This is a genomic window from Micromonospora sp. NBC_00898 (assembly GCF_045207895.1).
GTDB lineage: Bacteria > Actinomycetota > Actinomycetes > Mycobacteriales > Micromonosporaceae > Micromonospora.
On record NZ_CP108775.1, the window covers coordinates 4,800,445 to 4,821,760 of the forward strand.

Consider the following 21,316-nt stretch of genomic DNA (forward strand, 5'->3'; position numbering starts at 1 on the left):
AGGGTGGTCCGCGTGGACAGCACCGCCACTGATCGCTTCGACACCAGTCGGTTCGAGGCCAGCCGGAACCGGCTGGCCTCGCTGGCGTACCGGCTGCTGGGCTCCGCCGCCGACGCCGAAGACGCCGTGCAGGATGCGTTCCTGCACTGGCAGGCCGCCGACCGGCAGCGGATCAAGGTGCCGGAAGCATGGCTGACCAAGGTCGTCACCAACCTGTGCCTCGACCGGCTCCGCTCGGCACAAGCCCGCCGCGAACGCACCGTCGGCGCCTGGCTGCCCGAACCGCTCCTCGACGGCGACCCGATGCTCGGCCCGGCCGACACTTTCGAGCAACGCGAATCGGTCTCCCTAGCCGTGCTGACTCTCATGGAACGCCTGTCACCCCTCGAGCGGGCCGTCTACGTCCTGCGCGAAGCGTTCTCCTACAGCCACGCCGAGATCGCCGAGATCCTCGACATCACCGAGTCCGCAAGCCAGCAGCACCTCCACCGGGCCCGGCGCCGCATCACCGCCGCACGCCGCCACGGCGGCGGCGAAGTCGACCCGGCATCCGCCCGCAGGATCGTCGAGGAATTCCTCGCCGCTGCCTCCTCGGGCCGCACCGAACGGCTGGTGGCGCTGCTCACCGATGACGCGACCGCGATCGCCGACTCCAACGGCGCCGGCCTGACCGAGACGCTGCTGCAGTACCACACTCCGCAGCGCATCGCCGCCGTCGCACGGGCCGGCTTCAAACCCACACCCGCGAAACGGCGACTTGCCGGCGGCACGCCCGCCATCCACTACGCGCTCGTCAACGGCGCCCCCGCCATCCTCTTCGTGCTCGGCGACCAGGTCATCGGCGCCGTGACGTTCGACATCACCAACGGCAAGATCGCAACCGTGCGCGGCATCGCCGCCCCCACCCGCCTCGCCCGCCTCACCGAAGCCTGGCGGCAGCACGAACCGGACACGCCGCTCATCACCCAGTGGTGACCCGACACCAACCGCAGCCAGGCGCAGCAACCCGCGCTGCGATGAACCGCTCCCGGGCTTCGGACGCCACCAGCCGCATGCGGACACGGCGGCCGGGCTGGCCGGACTCGCCGCCGCGCTAACTACATGCCTGCTGTCCCCCCGCTCGCCCGCCCGAACGCGGTCTCCGCTCAGCGATCTCGGCCTCGCCGGGGCACCGGACCTAGAGCCGTGCGGGGCCGGCGCCCGGCCTGGCGCATGAGGTACGGGCCCGTGCCTTCGGCCGCGCCGCTCCGGCGACGAGCGTACGGCCGCGGACGCTCACCTCTACCGTGACGTCCTCATTTGCCGCGATCAGGGCGGTAGCGAGCGGCTGTGGCACTGATTGCTGAGATCCGTGCCGCTGCAGTGGTCACACGCCTGTGGGGTAGAGCTTGACGTGCCCGGTCACCACGCCAACGGTCGTGCCGGGCGGGACGTCGATGGAGCCACCGTCCGCTCGGCTACTTGCGGGGTCTCTTCTTACCGAGGACTCCTGCCCGTCAGTCGATCGGTGTCACGGCCGTGCATCGAGGAATCGCGTGATTGCAGCCGCGACGGCTTGGTGGTCTTCGAGCATCGGTAGGTGCCCCGTATTCAGGTCGTTCTGCCAGGCGGCGCCGAGTCGCTGGGCGCATCGCTGTTGCAGCGCCATCGGCAGCTGATGGTCGTCGGTGGTGCGCAGGTAACCGCGCCACCCGCTCCACGACCGGTGAGCGGTCCGGTCTCGGTAGAGGGCGGGTGACTCGGGGGTGAAGTCGGCGATGATGCGGTCGGCGACCTCCTCGTCCAGACCATGGGCGAGGCCACGTCTGATCGCCGAGTCCGGCGGCCGGGTGCCGGCGAATCGCATCGCGGCACTGAGCACCCACCGGTTCGGCACCGGCATCGCCGAGATGAACGATCCTCCCGGCTGCGGGATCACGGCACTGATCGCCAGGAACGCGCTGACGCGTTCCGGCACGAGCCGGGCGACTTCGGCGCCGATCACACCCCCGGCCGAGTGCGCGACGATCGCGTACCCACCCGGCGGTGCGGAGTCGATGACCGCCTGGGCGTAGTCGCGCAACCGGGCTCGGCCGCCCTGCGGTCGGGAAGCGACACAGGTCTGCTGCCCTTCGCCGAGGTCGCGGCGGACGTCATCCCAGATCCAGGCGGGAAGCCCGGCGCCACTGAGGAACATGATCGGATCGCGTGAAGTGCTCATGACACCATCGTCACCCCCAGCGATGTCACCGGTATGTCACTATTTATTGGATGAACCGCACCGACCGTCTCTACGCCTTGCGTGAGGAACTGCGGCGCGCGGGGCCCGCCGGGCGCTCGGCGGAACGACTCGCCGAGGTCTTCGAGGTCAGCATCCGCACGATCAAACGAGACATTTCGACTCTGCAACACGGCGGCTTCCCGGTCTGGGCTCGACCCGGACCCGGTGGTGGCTACGTCGTTGACGCCGCCGCGACCCTCCCGCCGGTGAACTTCACCGACGCCGAGGTCTCCGGCCTCGCCGCCGCCGTGGCCGCCCACCGCGGACAGCCCTTCGACAGCCACGCCCGCGCCGCCCTCGTCAAGGTGCTCAGCGTGATGGACACCCGCGCACGAGAAAACGCCACCGCGTTGAACGGTCGTGTCTGGATCGACCACACCGACACACCCGGCGATGCCCGGACTCGACACGCGATCGAGCAAGCACTCCACGCACAACGCGTCCTCGTCGTGGACTACCGCGACCGGCATGGCACGCCCACCACCCGGCAACTCGATCCCGTGCTCCTGGCCCGCACCCAAGGACACTGGTACCTCGTCGGGCACTGCCACACTCGTCAAGCGATCCGCTGGCTCCGCCTCGACCGCGTCAGCGCCGCACACCTGACAACCCAGCCCGCCACTCGTATCCCCATCGAAGCCGTTGGCACACCGCCCACCACCGCCGAAGCCATCGCCGAACTGTGACGCCACCCGCCATCGCCGACCAGTCCGCTACCACGGTCGACCGACACCAGACCCTCGGCAAGCCCTGGACCGTCCGACGCTGCACTGGCAGACATCCCGGCCGCCGAGCCGCGGGGAGCACGAACGCACCTGATAGCAACTCGGTGTAACAGCGGCAGCCCATCCCGCGGGAACCCGTCACGCGTCAAGTGGAGCCCGACACGGCCGGCTGCCGCTCGTTCGCGGCCCTGCGTCCCGACCGCACTTCGCGTAGTCGGTGCTGCGCCATGCCGAACTGCCGCCGCGAGAATGGGCATCACGGCCAAGATCAGGTATCCGGATCTGCCGCGATCCGCGCGCTGCGGAGCGTGACCACCCAGCAGCAGCCCTCGGAGTGTCCGGACATGCCGAGATGAGGTGCGACACGAGGTCGCACGTGTTGAGTGAGTACGTCGATTGGAGGTCGGGTGTAGATGCCCGAGACGTAGCTCCCGGTCAGTGTCCGAGACCGGTCCCCGCCCTGACGTGCGTGGCTAGTAATGGCTGGGTGCGAAGCTCAGGGGAAAGCCCAAGGACTCCCGCACCGACTGGGAGTTACAGGTGAGGGGAAGGCCGAAAGGGTGAATATGGTGAACCCTCGTTGATGCCTCGTCACGGCAATTCCCCGGGTCGGACATGTGGTGCCGGGGAGATAAAGAGGCCGGCCGCTGAGAGTCGGCAGACGACGACCGAGGACTCATCTACGGTCGTGTGGATACCGTCGCCTCCGGGGTCAAGAGGGCACCCGACCCGGCCGTGTCTCACGCGTGTGGAACGTGGAAACCCCGGCGCGGTCCACGACGTCCTCGAATGTCGTGGTAAGCCGACCGTAAGGAGAGCCCAACTCCGTGGCGGGAACAGGACGCCCAAGAAGCGAACGCCGGCAGGCTGAAAGGCAACGGGAAAGCGGGAACGTTTAGACCGGTCCTCCTACCGGTCGTTGTCGTATAACCGGCCGGATACCGGGCCTTGTGCCCGGCTGCGAAAGCAGGCTGACGTGTGGCGGGTGAGCCTTTGACGACGACGCACCGCAACCACCCGAACCGAAGGACAAGTTAGACGCGATGACGGCTTTAGCTTTCGATGTTGCGATGGCGGCCCTCGGAGTGAACGGACCTGAGGACGTATCTCCACAGTGGGACACCGTCGCCTGGCGGCGCCACGAGGAGAACGTACGGCGGCTACGGGGCAGGATCTTCAAGGCGACGAAGGAAGGCGACTGGCCCATAGTCAGGAACCTGCAGAAGATGATGCTGCGGAGCTGGTCGAACACGCTCATCAGCGTGCGCCAGGTCGCGCAGCGCAACGCTGGCCGCACGACCGCGGGCATCGACGGGCAGGTCGCGTTGACCTCCCCGGCGCGAATGGACCTGGCGGTGCAGACACACCGCACGGCCCGGTCGTTCACGCCACTCGCGGTCAAGCGGGTGTACATACCGAAGGCCAATGGGAAACAGCGCCCGCTCGGCATTCCCGTAATCTCGGATCGCGTCCACCAGGCGCGACACCGTGACGCACTCAGGGGCAAAGCAAAGTCAGGTGATCATGTGGACGTGCCGCTCAGCGGCGGTTTCGCTGTCTGAGGCCGGTTCATAGACGCGGCCTTCCTAAGTGGATGATGAAGGTTCTCTACGCCAGCATCGTCTGCAAAGAAAGGCCGCTCGTCCACCTCGATGACGGGTTCGATTTTCTGGGATTCACCGCCCGCCGTCACCACGGCAAGCTGCTCATCAAACCCAGCAAGGCTGCCGTCAAACGAGTCAGGCAACGCCTCGCCGTCGAGTTCCGGGCCCTGCGAGGCACGAACGCGGCGGCAGTCCTCGCGAAGATCAACCCGATCGTGCGGGGATGGGCGAACTACTACCGCGGGGCGGCGTCGTCCATCGTGTTCGCAGCCCTGGACGTGCACCTGTGGCGACTCACCTACAAATGGGCCTGCCACCGCCACCCCCACAAGTCGAAGCGCTGGACCGTCAACCGGTACTTCGGCCGGTACAACACCGCCAGGCAGGACCGCTGGGTGTTCGGTGACCGCGACAGCGGCGCATACCTACCCAAGTTCGCCTGGACGAAAATCGTCCGGCACCGGCTGGTACGCGGCGAGGCGTCTCCCGACGACCCCGCCCAAGCCGGCTACTGGGCCGAACGGCATGGCAAGAGCAAACCCCCGCTCGACCGCAGGACCCTACACCTGCTCCGCAGGCAGAACGGATCCTGTCCGATCTGCGGACAACTGCTCCTACACGCCGACCGCGAGCCACAAAGCCCCCGTGAATGGGAACAGTGGCACCGCACCACCCGCAAGGCGATCACCAGACAGCACATCATCGCCCACGGGACAGGCCTACCGGACGACACCCGACTCGTTCACTCCTCCTGCCACCGCCGCACAACCGGCACGCAGAGGGACCCAGCACCCCTGTACTCCTGAAATCGCCCAAGCGGCTTGCTTGAGCCGTGTGCAGCGACGAGTTGCACGCACGGTGTGCGCCGTGAGGCGCTTCGTTGTATCCCCAGCTCAGTTGGGAGGAACTTGGAGAACTGTTCCTGGGTCTGATGGCTTACCTGGATCCGAAAGGTGAAGGGAACAAGAGCATGTCAGGAAAGCGACGGGCGTGCCCAGGCGTCAGGGGCGTGGCGTCGCGGGACCCGTGCGATATGGCCAAGGCTGGATTGCTTGAAGCCCAATCCCCAGTGATGAAAGTGCGCATCCATCGGAAACGACGCCTGAAACCGATGCCACGCCGTGCGCCGGCATGAACCCGTGAGGCTGGTGCAACTCCACGGCGTCGGGCACCGCCCAACGAGGGCGGGTAAGGGGAGGAGTGGGCGGCCTACGTCGCGCTAGATACGTACGACGAAGACGTACCACGGGATCGCCTACGGGACGCGAGTCCTATGGCGACGGAGTGTCCGTAGTAGTCGCAGGAGTAACGACCTGCCAGGGAGGCCGGGAAAGCCGGACCGCAGGGCGAAGGGACACAGGTGATCACGATGTTCAGCGAAGCGAGGTATGCGTAATGCAGAGCGCCGCAACGGTGCTGAACGTCATCCGGGAACGCGGTAGGCGCGGCCTGCCGCTGGAAAGACTGTATCGACAGTTGTTCAACCCGCAGTTGTTCCTGCTGGCCTACGGACGCATCTACGCCAACAAGGGGTCGATGACGCCCGGGGCCACGTCGGAGACCGTGGACGGTATGTCCCAAGCCAAAATCGGGGCGATCATCGACGTGCTGCGTCGTGAACGCTACCGGTGGCGGCCGGTCAAGCGCGTGTTCATCCCGAAGAAGAACGGGAAGCTACGCCCGCTGGGTTTGCCTACCTGGTCGGACAAGCTGGTCGCCGAAGTGGTGCGTCTGCTGTTGGAGGCGTACTACGACGTCCGGTTCTCCGACCGCTCCCACGGGTTCCGTCCGGGCCGCGGCTGCCACACCGCGTTGGATGAGGTGGTGTCGGTCTGGAAGGGAACGCATTGGTTCATCGAGGGAGACATCTCTGACTGTTTCGGGTCACTTGATCACACGATCATGGCGTCGATCCTGGCGGAAAAGATCCACGATGGACGGTTTCTGCGGCTGGTGTCCAACATGCTCACGGCCGGGTACCTGGAGGATTGGCGGTGGCATGCCACGCTCAGCGGTGCGCCGCAAGGTGGCGTCGCATCCCCGGTCTTGTCCAACATTTACCTGGACCGGTTGGACCGGTTCGTCGAGCAGTCTTTGCTGCCTGAGTACAACCACGGGCGTTTCAAGATCATTGATCTTGGGCTGGTGGGGTCGGTGAGCTGCTCGGGACGGGTCGCGTGTGGACGGTGATGTCTGCCGCGGTCTGCTCGTCGGCGGTGTGTCGCTCAGTCGATAGGGGCGAAGCTCCGGTATGACATGGGGTCCTCTCACAGATCCACGTCACCCCGGAGCTTCGTTGTGGACCAGTCTGCCATCAGGGTCGTCGAGGCGCCGGCCCTAGCGTCCGAGGTTTGCCTTCCCGCGACGGCGGGGCGGGTTGGACTGCTCGAACTGTTCGCCGCGGTGTCGGACGGGCGCTCGGAGCAGGGCCGGGATCACCCGGTCGCGGTGGTCCTGGCGTTGGCCGCGGGAGCGGTCGTGGCCGGGATGCGTGGCTACACCGCGATCGCCGGCTGGGTCGCCGACGTGCCCGAGGCGCTGCGGCGGCGCCTGTACGAACGCGGCGGTGGCAAGCCCACGGTCAGGTTCCCGCCGTCGAAGGCGACGATCTGGCGGGTCGTCACCGACACGGACGCGCAGACATTCGACCAGGTGGTGGGGACCTGGCTGATGACCCGAATGGCCGATGAGCGCCCGGATACCGCACCCGACGCCGCCGGTGAGCCCGACGGTAGTGGCCCGTCGGGGTTGATGCAGGTACGCCTCGACGGCAAGGTGGTCCGCGGCGCCACCGACGCCGACGGCACCCAGGTTCACCTCCTCGCGGCGTTGGCCGGCCGGCCCGGCGACGTCACGGTCGTCGCCGCGCAGACCCAGATCGACACCAAGTCCAACGAGGTGCCGCACGCCACCGAGGTTCTGGACCGGATCCGGGATCTACGCGATGCGGTGGTCACCGCCGATGCGTTACACACCGTCAAGGCGACCGCGGCGCACATCCACGCCCGCGACGGCTTCTACGTGTTGCCCGTCAAGGAGAACCGCCAAGCCCTCTACACCGCGGTCAACGCCCTGCCCTGGTCGCAGACCCCGATCACGTACTGCCACACCGACATCGGCCACGCCCGGATCACCCGACGCACGATCCGGGTGCTTCCCGCGCCACCCGACCTGCCGTTCCCCCACGCCGCACAGGTCTACCTCGTCGAACGCTACGTCACCGACCTGGCCGGAGAGCACCCCAGCGCCGCCGCCGCGCTCGGCGTCACCAACCTACCCGCCACCGTCGCCAGCCCCGCCGACCTGGCCGGCTACACCCAAAGCCACTGGGGCGTCGAGTCATTGCACTGGCTGCGCGACACCCTCTACGCCGAAGACGCCTCCACCACCCGAACCCGCTCCGGCCCCCGCATCATGGCCACCCTCCGCAACCTCGCCATCGGAGCAATACGCCTGGCCGGACGCCACGACATCACCGAAGCCACCCGCTGGGCCAGCCGCGACATGCACCGACCCTTCACCATCCTCCAACTCACCACATGATCTTGAAACGACCGTGTGAGTACAACCGAGGCCGTCTTCGACGGCGCAACACCGAATATCAGGTTGTCGATCACGCGATCGCGAAGGCCAGACGGCATGGTGACCGGGCTGCGGTGAAGGCGCTTCGGCGTCAACGCCGGACCCTGCCCAGCCAGGACCCGAACGATCCCGGCTATCGGCGCCTGCGGTATGTGCGCTATGCCGACGATTGGCTGCTGGGATTCGCCGGGCCCAGGCACGAAGCCGAGCAGATCAAGTCACGGATCGCGACGTTCCTGCGCGAGGATATGAAGCTGGAACTGTCCCAGTCCAAAACGTTGATCACCCACGCCGCCAGCCAGCCGGCGCGGTTTCTCGGTTACGAAATCCGAACCCAACGAGCCGACAACAAGCTCGACCGTCGCGGTCAACGCTCCGTCAACGCCGCGATCGGGTTGTTCGTGCCCAGGGACGTCATCAGGCAGAAGTGCGTGAACTATATGCGCGAAGGTAAACCGGCTCAACGCGGTTCGCTGCTTCACGACCAGGACTTCACCATCGTCGCGAAGTATCAGGCCGAGTACCGGGGGCTGGTCCAGTACTACCTCCTCGCCCAGGACGTGTTCCGCCTGGAGCGCCTGCGTTGGGTCATGGAGACCTCGATGCTCAAAACCCTCGCAGGTAAACACAAGTCCACCGTCACCAAGATGGCCCGCAAGTACAAGACGGTCATCGACACCACCGACGGAAAACGGACCTGTTTCCAGGTCACCGTCGATCGGGACCGGGGCAGGAAACCACTGGTCGCCCGCTTCGGCGGGATCCCGCTCAAACGCCAACGCACAGCCGTCCTCACCGACCTGTCACCGATCATGGCCAGCACGAAGCGAAACGAACTGATCCACCGGCTCCTCGCCGGCTGCTGCGAGATCTGCAAATCCCGGACGAACATCGAGGTTCACCACGTCCGCAAACTCGCCGACCTCAACCGTCACGACCGACCCGACAAGCCAGCATGGGTGCACCTCATGGCCAAACGGCGCCGCAAAACCCTCGTTATCTGCCGGGCCTGCCACGAGGACATCCACGCCGGAAGGACAACCGCACCCACCCGGAACTGACCACTGGAGAGCCGTGTGACGAGAAATCGTCCAGCACGGTTCGGGAAGGGGCCGACGGAAAAGGACCCACACCACGGGCACCTCGCCGGCGGCCTACTTCACTCTGAGGGGGGCGGGACGCAGCAATGCGTCCCGCCTACCCGACTGCGTGGCTGCTGTGGAACCTCGACGCCGATCAGCAACTGCGTTAACGCCTGCCGCGGCTTGCCGCTCTGTATCTGGAATAGGTGCCCTAGCTGCCGCGGTCAGGGGAGTGTCAAGTTAACGGCTGATCTTGGTTGTTGAGGTGGTCAGTGGTTGGCCGGGGTAAGCCGACCCTCGAAGGCGATCTGGAAGGCGTTCAGGGGTGCTTTCCAGCGCATGGTCCATCGCCGGCGGCCGGCGCCGGTCGGGTCGAGGCTCATCAACGCCATGTACACGCACTTCAGCGCGGCCTGCTCGTTCGGGAAGTGCCCGCGAGCGCGGACGGCCTTGCGGATGCGGGCGTTGACGCTCTCGATCGCGTTCGTGGAGCAGATGACCTTGCGGATCTCCACGTCGAAAGCCAGGAACGGCACGAACTCGGCCCACGCGTCGGACCACAGCTTCACGATCGCCGGGTACTTCTTGCCCCAGGCGTCGGCGAACTCCATGAACCGTTCGGTGGCGGCGTCCTCGGTCGCCGCGGTGTAGACAGGCTTGAGCGCCTTGGCGATCTTGTCCCAGTCCTGCCGTGCCGCGTACCGAAACGAATTACGCAGCAGATGCACCACACAGGTCTGGACGATCGTGCGGGGCCAGACCGTCTCGACCGCCTCGGGCAGGCCCTTGAGCCCGTCGCAGACGAGCATGAGGCACGTCAGCGACGCCGCGGTTCTTCAGCTCGGTCAGCACATGCAGCCAGCGCTTCGCGCCCTCGCCGCCGTCGCCGGCCCAGATCCCGAGGATGTCGCGGTGGCCGTCCACGGTGACGGCCATGGCCAGGTAGATCGGCCGGTTCGCGACCTGACCATCCCTGATCTTGACATTGATAGCATCGATGAACACGACTGGATACACCGAGTCGAGGGGCCGGTTCTGCCACTCGGCCATCCCGTCCATCACCTTGTCGGTGATGGTGGAGATCGTCTGCTTCGACACCTCGGCGCCGTACACCTCGGCCAGGTGCGCGGCGATCTCCCCGTGCGTCAGCCCTTTGGCCGACAACGACAGAACCATGTCGTCGACCCCGGTCAGGCGCCGCTGCCGCTTGCGCACGATCTGCGGCTCGAACGTCCCCGCCACATCGCGGGGAACCCGGACCTCGACCGGCCCGACGTCGGTGAGCACGGTCTTGGTCCGGCTGTCGTTACGCGTGTTCCCGCCGCCCCGACCGGCCCGATCATGCTTGTCATAGCCGACGTGGTCGGTGATCTCACCGTCCAAGGCCGACTCCAGAACCCGCTTCGTCAACTGCTGCAGCAACCCACCCTCACCAGTCAGTTTCAGCCCGTCACCACGAGCCCGATCGACCAGCATCGCAATCAACTGCTCATCCGTGACCGCACCCACCGGCCCGCGGCCGGCTCCTGCCCAGAGGTGGTCTCGGTCGTCATCTGGCGTCTCTCCCTTGATCGGTCGATCAGCCGTTATTTGTACAGTCCCGCGGTCAGCCGCATCGGTCGTGGCGGTCGTGGCGGTCGGACGTCGGGGTCATCCGAGCCACCGGTCGAACCAGGCGCGGGTGCGGCGGAGCACGTCGAGTTGGTGGTTGCGTTCGCGGATCGAGTGGTTCTCTCGGGGATATACGACGTACTTGTGCTCGACTCCGAACCTGCGTAGCGCGCGGTGGAAGAACTCCGCCTGTGATACCGGAACGTTCGTGTCGTTCTCGCCGTGCAGGATCAGCACCGGCGTGCGGACCTTGGAGGCGTACGAGATCGGGCTGAGCCGGTCGTGGCGGTGTGGACCCGTTCCCTCCCAGCCGCTGCTACCGCCGAGGGCGGCCTCGAACGGCCCCCCTTCTCCGGTTGCGGCGAGCATTCCCCAGTCGCTGATTCCGGCTCCCATCACGGCGGCCTTGAACCGGTCGGTCTGCCCGACCGCCCAGGCGGCCATGAACCCGCCGTGGCTCCAGCCGCCGATGCCCAGCCGGTCGGGGTTGGCGACGCCGTCGGCGATGAGCAGGTCGATGCCGGCGCAGATGTCGGTCCACTCGTCGAGGCCGACCGCGCCGGCGACGCGCACCGCGAAGTCGTGGCCGTGCCCTCGGCCGCCGCGCGGGTTCGGCAGAAACACGGCGTAGCCGGCGGTAGCCAGCCACTGGCCGGACGGGTCCCAGCCGAGCATGAGCCGGTCGGGGTGCCGGTCGTACGGGCCGCCGTGGACCAGCGTCACCAGTGGGAAGGGCCCGTCCTTGTGGGACCGGCCGGCGGGCAGGATCAGCAGGCCGTCGAGGGCCAGCCCGTCGGATGCCTCGTATGACAAGCGTTCCTGAACACCCCACCGGATGTCGCGGAGTTCGGGCCTGAGGTCGGTCAGCCTCGTCAGCGGCCCGCAAGTGGGGCCGGCGTAGACGTTTCCGGGCTCGTAGGACGTGCTGACGACCGCCGCGACGGCGTCACCGTGCCGGTTCGTGGTCAACGACGCCGCGAGGCCGTCGACCCGGGACACCTTGACGAGGGTGGGCCCGACCGGATCGAGCCGGTGGATCGCGGTATCGAGCCCGTCGGCGACCAGCGCCAGAGGCGGACCGGTGTCGACCTGAACCAGATTGCTCGGGCAGCCGGTCGTGCCGGCGGTCAGGTTACGGTGCTCGCCCACCGGCCCGCTCACCGGTACGGCGACATCGAGAACCGCGTGTCCGCCCACCAGAGCTGGCGGGGTCTTCGCGACATATGCCAGGTGCCAGCCGTCGTCGGCGGACCACCAGACGAGCGACGACGCGTCCGCCGCGGCCGGGCCGAGGTCCCGCATCATGCCGCTGTCCGGGTCGAGCAGGTGGAGACCGGGCTTGACCAGGCCCGGGTCCACGTCGGGGGTCGACCAGGTGAGGACCGCCAGCGTTCCATCGTCGGGCCGCTGGGCCACCTCGACGACATGGCGATCGCCGCACGCATCCGGTGTCCGAACCTCCCGGCTCCGTACGTCGAGCAGCCGCAGCCGGTCCGGGCGTACGCGTTCACCCCACACCCGAGCGTCGTCGCGCTCCCTGTCCCGACGTTCGTCCTCAGCGGACGGTTCATCGGCTGCGATCACGACGACCAGGTCGGGATCGGCCAGCGGGAGGTGACCTGACACCCCACTGGACCAGGACGTGACCGCCTCCACGACACCGTCGACCAGCCCGGCCCGGTGTACTTGCGCCGTGCCACGCTCGGCCCGGTCGGAGAGAAAGTAGACCAGCAGCGAATCCGCGGCCCACCGCGGCGCCGAATCGTGCGCCTCACCCGAAGTCAATCGTCGCGGAGACCCGGTCCCGTCGACGGCGGCGACCCAGAGTTCGCTAACGGGGTGATCACCAGCCCGCCCGACCGGGGCGACCACGTAGGCGACCCACTTGCCGTCCGGCGACAGCGCCAATGCCTGCGGAACACGACCGTCAACCACCAACTCGGCGGTGAGCTGTGTACGGGCCACCGAGGCACAGTACCGATCAACCACCACGGCGACCAACCGCTGCCGCAACGCCTCCGCAGCATGGCTGCGGCGCCCTCCCAGGGGCTGTCCCGATCTCGACAACAACGCCAGGAGGAGACGATCTGGCAGCTTGATCGGGTTCGCACATCTGCCGCCGACCGGGCGTCACGGTGCGACGGACGCGCGGCGGTGCTCGGCGCGCGGTCGTGCGAATTGAGTGCACTCCAGTGGCGAGTCCAACAGGTTCGGCCCGCGGACAGTGGGCCGGAGCCGGGAGTGTGCCTCTCGTGCCAGGTTGCGGCTGCTGATGCTGCGGCGGCCGTCACAATGACCCAGCTCCTCGACGCGGGGATGCCCTGGCGTGGTAGATGCGGCCGAACGGGTTTGGCGATAGAACTGGACGGTGACTCTCACCTTCTGCTCGGACTTGGCGGCCGCCGACTGGATCGTCCACACCACCCTGCCGTGGCAGCAGCTGGTGCGCTTCGGCCCTGCCGGCTTGGACGCCTACGCGCGGCTTCGGCTCTTGCCTGATCCGGTACGCCCGGGCCAAAGCGAGAACGACGTGGAGGCCGAGGACTGGCGCACAGATCAGCTGCCGAGGCTGTTCGAGCTACTGGCGGCCTGCACCACCACCCCGGACGACTGCTACTTCTGTGTCTGGGAAGGCTTCGCCAACGCCGGGCCTGTCACCGACGACGATGCCGCGTACGCGGGCGTCGACAACTTGGAGGACCAGATCGGGCGGGCAGCCGCCCGGCCGGGACTGGCACCGACGTCCGGTGCCTCGCCCTCGGTCCTGCAGGCGCCGAAGGTGGAGGTGCCCCACCGCGCGTATTGGCTGTTCCGTGGGCCTCTGGCCGAGATCGGCACGTGGGACACCGCCGAGGCGTGGCCGGGGCAGTGCCGGCTCGATGCGGTGGAACCGGCGTTCGTCTGGCCTGCCGATCACGCCTGGTGCGTTGCCCTGGACGTCGATCCGCACTGGGCCGGGATCGGTGGCGGTGCGCTGCTGGTCAACCAGCTCATCGCTGACCCGCTCCTCGACGTGGTCTCTGCCGATCCCACCATGGAGCAGCCGTTGTATCGGTGAAAAGAAGCGGTTCCAGTCGCCGTTGCACCCTGGATGCCCCGAAGAAAGGCATGCCGCAGCGAGGTCTGCATGCGCGGATCTGCCGCTGTCCGGGCGCCCATGATGCTGGCCATGGTGCATGGTCATGTCGATGACAGCGTGTCGTAGCTCGCGTACGTTGGCGCCGTGGCAGCTTTTTGGACCTTGGGATGCGATGCCGACGATCCCCAGCGGATCGCTGCTTTCTGGGCGCGCCTACCGATGCTCTCCCCTCACCGATCTCGAACGCTCCACCCTGCGTCCCGTGCTGCAGGCCGTCCGCCGGACCTACGACCTCGTCCACTCCCCGATCTGGAGCGCACTCGACCGGCACGTCACCGCCCGCTACACCATGCAGCCCGCCTGGTACTGGGCTGACGACCACGGGTTCGTCGACCAGGACGACGAGGCACGCCCGCTCGTCCGCTACAGCCTCCCCGACCTCGATGACCGGTTCTTCTACCCGGCCTGGTGCTACTACCCCGACTGGGTGGTGCTTTCCGCGATCGACACCTCCCGGGCCGTGCTCGGCGCCGTACCTGACCTCGCGTGGGAAGGATGCAGGGAGGTGGCGTTGGCGTCCGGGCCATGGTGGCCGTTCGCGGACGTAGCCGTCATGAGCGAACGACCCACCCTCCTGCGCATCAACGCACAAGGTCAACTTCACTCCGACCAGGGACCTGCAGTCACGGGGCCGGACGGCAAGCAGGTGTGGGCGCGAGATGGCGCGGTCACCAAGGTGCATCCGTAACTGATCGTCTGCCCATAGCGGTGTCAGCGGGGGACGGCAAGATGGTGGCTGTGTCTGCTCCCACCCGTCCCCCGCTGGCAACCCTGGATGCGGTGTTGGAGCGGCTGACCTACGTCAACGAGGAGACCGGCTACACCGTCGCCCGGGTGGCTACCGACCGCAGCAGTGACCTGTTGACCGTGGTGGGTGCGCTCCTGGGCGCGCAGCCCGGGGAGAGTCTGCGCCTGTCCGGACGGTGGTCGTCGCATCCGCAGTACGGCAGGCAGTTCGAGGTCGACTCCTACACCACGGTCCTGCCGGCCACGATCCAGGGCATCCAGCGCTACCTCGGCTCAGGCCTGGTCAAAGGCATCGGTCCGGTGTTCGCCGAGCGGATCGTGGCGCATTTCGGCTTGGACACCCTGCGGGTCATCGAGGAGGAACCTGCCCGGCTGGTGGAGGTGCCGGGGCTGGGGCCGAAGCGCACGGCGAAGATCACCGCGGCGTGGGAGGAGCAGAAGGCCATCAAGGAGGTGATGGTCTTCCTGCAAGGCGTCGGGGTGTCCACGTCGCTGGCGGTGCGGATCTTCAAGCAGTACGCCGACGCTTCCATCGATGTGGTCAGGAAGGAGCCGTACCGGTTGGCCGCGGACGTGTGGGGCATCGGGTTCAAGACCGCCGACACCATCGCCCAGGCCGTCGGGATCCCCCACGACAGCCCGCAGCGGGTCATGGCCGGCCTGCAGTACACCCTGTCCGAGGCCACCGACTCGGGGCACTGCTACCTGCCTGGCGCGCAGCTCGTCGCCGACGCCACGAAGATCCTCGACGTGCCCGGCGATCTCGTCAACCGCTGCCTCGACGACCTCGCCGCCGACGAGGGCGTCGTCCGCGAGACGCTGCCCGGCGGCGACGGGGAGCCGGTGCAGGCGGTGTACCTGGTGCCGTTCCACCGCGCCGAGCAGTCCCTCGCTGGCTCCCTGCTGCGCCTGCTCAACGACCGGGCCGACCGGCTGCCCCACTTCGCCGGCGTCGACTGGGGCAAGGCCCTGGCCTGGTTGAAGGCGCGCACCGGCGCCGACCTGGCCCCCGAGCAGGAACAGGCCGTGCGCCTCGCGCTCACGTCGAAGGTGGCGGTGCTCACTGGGGGGCCGGGCTGCGGCAAGAGCTTCACCGTCCGCTCGATCGTCGAACTCGCCGCCGCTAAGAAGGCCAAGGTCACCCTCGTCGCCCCGACCGGCCGTGCCGCCAAACGCCTGTCCGAGCTCACCGGTCACCCCGCGGCCACCGTGCACCGGCTGCTGCAGCTGCGCCCCGGCGGGGACGCCTCCTACGACCGGGACAACCCCCTCGACGTAGACCTGCTCGTGGTTGACGAGGCCTCCATGCTCGACCTGATCCTGGCCAACAAACTCGTCAAAGCTATTCCGCCCGGCGCGCACCTGCTGCTGGTCGGCGACGTCGACCAACTCCCCTCCGTCGGCGCCGGAGAGGTCCTGCGCGACCTGCTCGCCGCCCCCGCCATCCCGCGGGTGCGGTTGACGCAGATCTTCCGCCAGGCCGCCCAGTCCGGCGTCGTCACCAACGCCCACCGCATCAACGCCGGCCGCCCACCCCTCCTCGAGGGCATGTCAGACTTCTTCCTGTTCGCCTGCGACGACAGCGACGCCACCGCCAACCTGACCGTCGACGTCGCCTACACCCGCATCCCCGCGAAGTTCGGGCTCGACCCGCGCCGGGACGTGCAGGTCCTCACCCCCATGCACCGCGGCCCCGCCGGCGCCGGCGCACTCAACACCCTGCTCCAGCAGCGCCTCACCCCGCACCGCGAGGGCCAGCCGGAGCGGCGAATGGGTGGGCGGGTGTTCCGCATCGGCGACAAGGTCACCCAGATCCGCAACAACTACGACAAAGGCCAGGCCGGCGTCTTCAACGGCACCCTCGGCATCGTCACCGCCCTCTCCCCCGAGGAACAAACCCTCACCGTCCGCACCGACGAGGACGAGACCATCGACTACGACTTCGACGAACTCGACGAACTCGCCCACGCCTACGCCATGACCATCCACCGCTCCCAAGGCTCCGAATACCCCGCCGTCGTCATCCCCCTGACCACCAACGCGTGGATGATGCTGCAACGCAACCTGCTCTACACCGCCGTCACCCGCGCCAAACAACTCGTCGTCCTCGTCGGCTCCCGCCGCGCCCTCGCCGCCGCCGTACGCACCATCGGCGCCGGCCGCCGCCACACCGCCCTTGACCACCGACTTAGCTGACACCCGACGGTCGAACACTTGTACGATGCCGTGGTGGAGGACGTGGCGGCAAGATGGTGGAACGGGATCTGGGGGCGCCTGGGCCGCCGGGACGTGTGGCTGACCCGCCAGGTCCGGTGGAAGGTCGTCGCCCGCGCCGGCGACAGCGAGACCGGACGGGTGCTGCGGTGGGAATTCGACACCGAGCCCGAAGCCCTCGCGATGGTCCAGCGCCTCCTCGCCGCCGACGCCGGCGGCAGTTGGCGCAAGCAAGCCGGCGACGCCGCCTCGTCCCCGCCCCAGTGACGGCTCAGGTTCCGGCCGGCGGTCGCGTCCCATAGGGCAGCGCCGCCGGCCGGAGCTGCGCGGTCAGGAGCTGCAGGTGTTGAGCATGCTCTGCAGGGCGGACTTCTCCGAGGACTGCAGCTTCAGCCCCCAGCTGTACTTCACGGTGATCCACATCTTGCTGTAGGTGCACCGGTACGACGACAGCGGCGGCTGCCACGTCGACGGGTCCTGGTCGCCCTTCGATTGGTTGACGTTGTCGGTGACGGCGATCAGCTGCGGGCGGGTGAGGTCGTTGGCGAAGCTCTGCCGGCGGCTGGTCGTCCAGGAGCTGGCGCCGGAGCGCCACGCCTCCGCGAGGGGCACGACGTGGTCGATGTCGACGTCCGACGCGGCGGTCCAGGTCGCGCCGTCGTACGGGCTGTACCAGCGGCCGGACGTGGCCGCGCAGGAGCTGTTGACCACGACGGAGGTGCCGTCACGCTTGAGGACGGTCTCGCGGGTGTCGCAGCTGCCGCTGATGGTGATCCAGTGCGGGAACAGGTCCCGCGAATAGCCACTCGTTGAGCCCTGCGCCGCCACTGTCAGGGCGTTGAGCTGCGACTGGGCCGTCGCCTTCGACGGAATGCCGGGAGGCGTGGCCGAGGCTGGCTGCGCGTTCACGCCGGCCAGGCAGGCCCCGGCGAGCGCAGCGACGGCGACCGCGGCGGCCTGCCGCCTGGCGCGCGGGAAACGGGGCAAAGATCGGGTGCTCCACATGGGGGCCTCCTCGTCAGGGGGTGGACGGCAACCGTCCCTGACGATCATGTCGATCGAAAGGCATGCCTGTAAAGGGATGCCATACAGCCATTGAGCATTCGACATATTCCTGCGCCCCTCCCCTGCTCGGCTCAACCCGTGAGAAGGAGATGAGGACTATTCGGGTTCGCCGAAAGCGTGCTCCGCGGTGAGCGCTGGCCGCCCGCGCGCCAGCACTCCCACCACCCGTGGCATCCTGCGGCCACCGGTGGAGCCGATGCTCGCGAAGTCCGTGGCGACCGTCCCGGCAGGGCAGGCACGGGCTGGCCTACGAGCCGAAGTGGGACGGCTGGCTTCACTGAACTTGTCAATCGTCGGCGCGCAGCGGCGGAGCAGCGACGCCCCCTCAGCTCGTTCGCTGCTGCGGGAACTGCTTCAAGACGCGCCTCTTCCCGACTGACGGGGATGATCGGGGCGCCGGGAAGACCGGCCGGAGGTCGGTTCGGGCTTTCAGCAGACTACTGATAATCAGCGAAGCACCAGAAGGTCCAGCGCATCGACCACGGGACCGGTACCGACCCGCGCGGCCGCGTGCAGTCGCTTGACTCCGGCGGCGTACTCGTCGTCGGTGATCAGCTGAAGCAGCGTGTGCGCTTCCCGTCGCAGTGCGGTGGCTGCCTCCCGTAGCGACGCGGCGGTGATCTGGGGGACCTGCTCAATCGCCGCCGTGGCGAACCCGGCGTCGGCGAGGGCGGATTCGACGTGGGCGATGCTGGGGTAGGTGTCGAGCACTCGGATGGCTTCCGGGAAATAGCGGAACAGGGTGATCGCCTGGTGCCGGCCGGCGAACGCCGACCGGATGAGCACGGGGGCGCCGGGGCGCAGGACCCGGCGCAGTTCGTGCGCTGCGGCGGTCAGGTCGGGAACGTGGTGGATGACAGTGGAAATCCAAGCGCCGTCGATGGTGTCGTCGCCGAGCGGGATGTGCGCGGCGTCGCCAGCGAGGATGGGCTCGAACACGGAGCGGGCCCGCATCGCGGCCGATGGCTCGACGGCGATGACGTGGGTGCCGGGGAACCAGTTAGTGAAGGCCCGCGCCCAGCTTCCAGTGCCAGCGCCCAGGTCGAGCAGCCGCGTGCCCGGCTGTGGGGCGAGGTGCCGGATCGCGGCGGCCCGCCACGAGGCGAGCCCGTCATCGGTGAGGTGGCGGGATGCCTCGAACGCTGCCGCGTCAGCGTGGTCGTATGCGATGCGAGCCATGCCGATGAGCCAACTACCTGGCAAGCCGGGGGGCAAGGAGGCAATGGAATGATTCACATTCGCCAATTACGTTGGCTTGACTACCCCGCTGCTTCCGCTCACACAGGTGGCATTGCGCCTCGGCCCGCAGCCGATCCTTCTGCCCGAACCTCTGGCCGGCCTGATGCCCGAGCTCGTCCGAGACCGGCGCCGCTATCACGTCGCCGGTGAAGCGTCCGCGACACGCTGGTTGTTCCCCGGCGAGCTACCCGGCCGCCCCCATCAGCGACAGACAACTCGGCGAACGACTACGCCGACACGGCCTGCGCCCGGACAGGCCCGGTCCACCGCGCTGTTCCAGCTCGCCACCGAGCTGCCCGCCGCGGTTCTCGCGCGCACGCTCGGCATCCACACCGGCAGCGCCGCAGCCTGGCAACGTGCCTCCAACGGTGACTGGGCGGCATACGCCACCCAGATCAGCAGGCAGCCGAACCACCACCCGAGTGGCGACCCCCGATAGGTTTCGGTCTCTTCGACCGCCACACGCCCGCATGAACGGCGGCGCGGTAACCGTGGCGACCTGGTGGAGGATCGGCGCCAGTTGTGGATCGCTACCCAATCCGGTGCGGACGTCAGCCCAGGCCGGAGAGTCACTGTCCGTAGATGCCAATGGCGGATCGCCGGGCCGGGCGGGTGCGCGGATCTGCCGATGTGCGTGCGCGCCGCTTACGTGCTGCGGTTTCTTTGGCGTCGGTGGACAGTGACGGTCGCGGATCTGCCCAGTGGCTGACCACGGGTCGCTCCGGCGCTGGCGGCCCTGGACGGGCTAATTGCCAGCGGCGAGCCCGGCAAGTCCCGCTTCGGCGCACTCGTCGTCTTGTTGCGGCAGTCCACCGCTGACGGCAATGGCGCCCAAGACAGTGTCGGCTCGCCGGATCAGCATCGAACCCGCGCCAGCCAGGATGGGCCGGCCCGCAGCCCGATCGATCTGGCTGAAGAAGGCGGGCCATGCCTCCTGCATCTGGCGCAGTGCCGTGCCGTCACGACGGATGAGAGCCACACTGGCCGCTTTGTGCTCGGCAATCTCGGCCGACAGCGGCGGCGCTCCGTCCATGCGGCCGAGGGCCTGCAGGTGGCCACCCTCATCGACGATGGCGACCGTGATATGGGTACCCAGCTCTCTGGCTCGCTGGTGCGCCCCGTTGATCAACTCGTGGGCCTCGCAGAGCGTGACTGGCATGACTCTCCCTTTAGTGGACAGGTGTCCTCGCATGGATGACTGTATTCTGATGGTCGGCTGTAGTGCAAGATCCGACGACTGGAATGATCTGCCCATGGACAGCACCCCGAGAGCTCGTTCAGCCGCTCCTCGCCGCCCGAATGCCCGGGGCCAGGGTGAGCTGCTGCGGGAAGAGATCGTTTCCTGTGCGGTACACATGCTCGACGAGCTTGCCGACGATGAAGCGCTGTCCCTGCGCGCGATCGCGCGCGCACTATCGATCTCGCCGACCTCGGTCTATCTGTACTTCCCGGACCGCGATGCGCTCGTGCTGGCCGCTATGCAACGCTGCCACGAAGACATGCTGCAAACCGCTTCTGCGGAGGTGAGGTACGAAGCCCCGGCGTCGCGGCTGCGCGCGCGGATCCTGGCGCAGGCGTCCTGGGCGCAGGAACATCCCGGCCTCTACAAGGTGATGCACGAAAGCAAGGCCAGCCGACGTCCCGGCATGCCGTTCAAAGAGGCACTGCTGGCACGGACCGCGGCTGCCATACAGGAGTGCATGGATGCCGGGGCCGCCCCGCCCGGTGACCCTCTCACCGTGGCGCTCGATTTCCGCGCCGCGGTGATCGGCATGCTCTCGCTACGGATCAACGAGCCCAACCTGCCGTGGCCACCCCTCGCGGAGCAGGTCGATCGATTTCTTACCAAGCTCGTCGGACTCGCACCACCGACGCAGGCTGACGACCGTGGTCTCTGATCCGCGGCGCCCCACCCGCCCCACCGATCGGCGCCGGCTTCCTGATCTGCCGCGATGAGCGCGGCGCTTAGTGAGGGCTTGGACATGCTTTTGCTGTCTACGCCGGCGTCGGGGGACCTAAATTGTCTGCGGGCGCGTGGCTGTCACGAG

Annotated in this window: 18 protein-coding genes and 1 pseudogene; 13 read left to right on the forward strand and 6 right to left on the reverse strand. The window is 67.8% G+C overall.

The window, feature by feature from the left end; genetic code table 11:
• The first annotated feature begins 12 nt into the window (after nucleotides 1-12).
• Nucleotides 13-975 (forward strand): sigma-70 family RNA polymerase sigma factor, encoded by a 963-nt coding sequence (locus OG799_RS23315; protein ID WP_406037489.1) that lies wholly within the window; start codon nucleotides 13-15, stop codon nucleotides 973-975.
• A gap of 535 nt (nucleotides 976-1,510) precedes the next feature.
• On the opposite strand, the gene OG799_RS23320 is transcribed toward OG799_RS23315, so the two are convergent.
• On the reverse strand, nucleotides 1,511-2,200 hold the full coding sequence (locus OG799_RS23320; protein WP_406037491.1) for an alpha/beta fold hydrolase: 690 nt from the start codon (nucleotides 2,198-2,200) through the stop codon (nucleotides 1,511-1,513).
• A 50-nt stretch (nucleotides 2,201-2,250) separates the two neighbouring features.
• Between OG799_RS23320 and OG799_RS23325 the strand changes: the two genes are divergently transcribed.
• The 6 genes from OG799_RS23325 to OG799_RS23350 all read left to right on the forward strand — a co-directional run bounded on the left by OG799_RS23325 (nucleotide 2,251) and on the right by OG799_RS23350 (nucleotide 9,232).
• Nucleotides 2,251-2,946, forward strand: coding sequence for a helix-turn-helix transcriptional regulator (locus OG799_RS23325; RefSeq protein WP_406037493.1), 696 nt, complete (start codon nucleotides 2,251-2,253; stop codon nucleotides 2,944-2,946).
• 1,109 nt (nucleotides 2,947-4,055) lie between these two features.
• Complete coding sequence (locus OG799_RS23330) at nucleotides 4,056-4,547, forward strand: reverse transcriptase N-terminal domain-containing protein (protein ID WP_406037495.1); 492 nt, start codon at nucleotides 4,056-4,058, stop codon at nucleotides 4,545-4,547.
• Nucleotides 4,548-4,579: 32 nt separating this feature from the next.
• On the forward strand, nucleotides 4,580-5,395 hold the full coding sequence (locus OG799_RS23335) for a group II intron maturase-specific domain-containing protein (protein ID WP_406037496.1): 816 nt from the start codon (nucleotides 4,580-4,582) through the stop codon (nucleotides 5,393-5,395).
• 589 nt (nucleotides 5,396-5,984) lie between these two features.
• Nucleotides 5,985-6,779: a reverse transcriptase/maturase family protein gene (locus OG799_RS23340; protein WP_406037498.1), complete on the forward strand. Its 795-nt coding sequence runs from the start codon at nucleotides 5,985-5,987 to the stop codon at nucleotides 6,777-6,779.
• Between the two features lie 108 nt (nucleotides 6,780-6,887).
• Nucleotides 6,888-8,132: an ISAs1 family transposase gene (locus tag OG799_RS23345; RefSeq protein WP_406037500.1), complete on the forward strand. Its 1,245-nt coding sequence runs from the start codon at nucleotides 6,888-6,890 to the stop codon at nucleotides 8,130-8,132.
• Nucleotides 8,129-9,232, forward strand: coding sequence for a group II intron reverse transcriptase/maturase (locus tag OG799_RS23350; RefSeq protein WP_406037502.1), 1,104 nt, complete (start codon nucleotides 8,129-8,131; stop codon nucleotides 9,230-9,232). Before OG799_RS23345 ends, OG799_RS23350 begins: the two co-directional genes overlap by 4 nt.
• A gap of 290 nt (nucleotides 9,233-9,522) precedes the next feature.
• On the opposite strand, the pseudogene OG799_RS23355 reads toward OG799_RS23350, so the two are convergent.
• Together OG799_RS23355 and OG799_RS23360 are read right to left on the reverse strand one after the other, a co-directional pair.
• Nucleotides 9,523-10,729, reverse strand: a pseudogene (locus tag OG799_RS23355) (IS256 family transposase).
• Between the two features lie 174 nt (nucleotides 10,730-10,903).
• On the reverse strand, nucleotides 10,904-12,829 hold the full coding sequence (locus OG799_RS23360) for a S9 family peptidase (protein WP_406037504.1): 1,926 nt from the start codon (nucleotides 12,827-12,829) through the stop codon (nucleotides 10,904-10,906).
• Between the two features lie 403 nt (nucleotides 12,830-13,232).
• Between OG799_RS23360 and OG799_RS23365 the strand changes: the two genes are divergently transcribed.
• From OG799_RS23365 to OG799_RS23380, 4 genes are all read left to right on the forward strand, one after another.
• The gene (locus tag OG799_RS23365; RefSeq protein WP_406037506.1) at nucleotides 13,233-13,922 is read left to right on the forward strand and encodes a hypothetical protein; all 690 of its coding nucleotides are present in this window, start codon (nucleotides 13,233-13,235) and stop codon (nucleotides 13,920-13,922) included.
• 193 nt (nucleotides 13,923-14,115) lie between these two features.
• The gene (locus OG799_RS23370; protein WP_406037508.1) at nucleotides 14,116-14,691 is read left to right on the forward strand and encodes a DUF6745 domain-containing protein; all 576 of its coding nucleotides are present in this window, start codon (nucleotides 14,116-14,118) and stop codon (nucleotides 14,689-14,691) included.
• Nucleotides 14,692-14,732: 41 nt separating this feature from the next.
• Nucleotides 14,733-16,946: an ATP-dependent RecD-like DNA helicase gene (locus tag OG799_RS23375; protein WP_406037510.1), complete on the forward strand. Its 2,214-nt coding sequence runs from the start codon at nucleotides 14,733-14,735 to the stop codon at nucleotides 16,944-16,946.
• Between the two features lie 33 nt (nucleotides 16,947-16,979).
• Nucleotides 16,980-17,231: a hypothetical protein gene (locus tag OG799_RS23380; protein WP_406037512.1), complete on the forward strand. Its 252-nt coding sequence runs from the start codon at nucleotides 16,980-16,982 to the stop codon at nucleotides 17,229-17,231.
• Between the two features lie 63 nt (nucleotides 17,232-17,294).
• Here the strand turns inward: OG799_RS23380 and OG799_RS23385 are convergent, their stop codons facing one another.
• Complete coding sequence (locus tag OG799_RS23385) at nucleotides 17,295-17,969, reverse strand: HNH endonuclease family protein (RefSeq protein ID WP_406037514.1); 675 nt, start codon at nucleotides 17,967-17,969, stop codon at nucleotides 17,295-17,297.
• A gap of 507 nt (nucleotides 17,970-18,476) precedes the next feature.
• Nucleotides 18,477-19,208 carry a class I SAM-dependent methyltransferase gene (locus OG799_RS23390; RefSeq protein ID WP_406037516.1) on the reverse strand — a complete coding sequence of 244 codons (732 nt, stop codon included), beginning with the start codon at nucleotides 19,206-19,208 and terminating at the stop codon, nucleotides 18,477-18,479.
• Nucleotides 19,209-19,314: 106 nt separating this feature from the next.
• On the opposite strand from OG799_RS23390, the gene OG799_RS23395 reads away from it, so the two are divergent.
• Nucleotides 19,315-19,707, forward strand: a complete 393-nt coding sequence (locus OG799_RS23395) for a hypothetical protein (RefSeq protein ID WP_406037518.1) — start codon at nucleotides 19,315-19,317, stop codon at nucleotides 19,705-19,707.
• A 306-nt stretch (nucleotides 19,708-20,013) separates the two neighbouring features.
• On the opposite strand, the gene OG799_RS23400 is transcribed toward OG799_RS23395, so the two are convergent.
• The gene (locus OG799_RS23400; protein ID WP_406037520.1) at nucleotides 20,014-20,427 is read right to left on the reverse strand and encodes a heme-binding protein; all 414 of its coding nucleotides are present in this window, start codon (nucleotides 20,425-20,427) and stop codon (nucleotides 20,014-20,016) included.
• Nucleotides 20,428-20,521: 94 nt separating this feature from the next.
• Between OG799_RS23400 and OG799_RS23405 the strand changes: the two genes are divergently transcribed.
• Entirely contained in the window at nucleotides 20,522-21,166 is a 645-nt protein-coding gene (locus tag OG799_RS23405) for a TetR/AcrR family transcriptional regulator (protein WP_406037522.1), read from the forward strand.
• The last annotated feature ends 150 nt before the right edge of the window (nucleotides 21,167-21,316 follow it).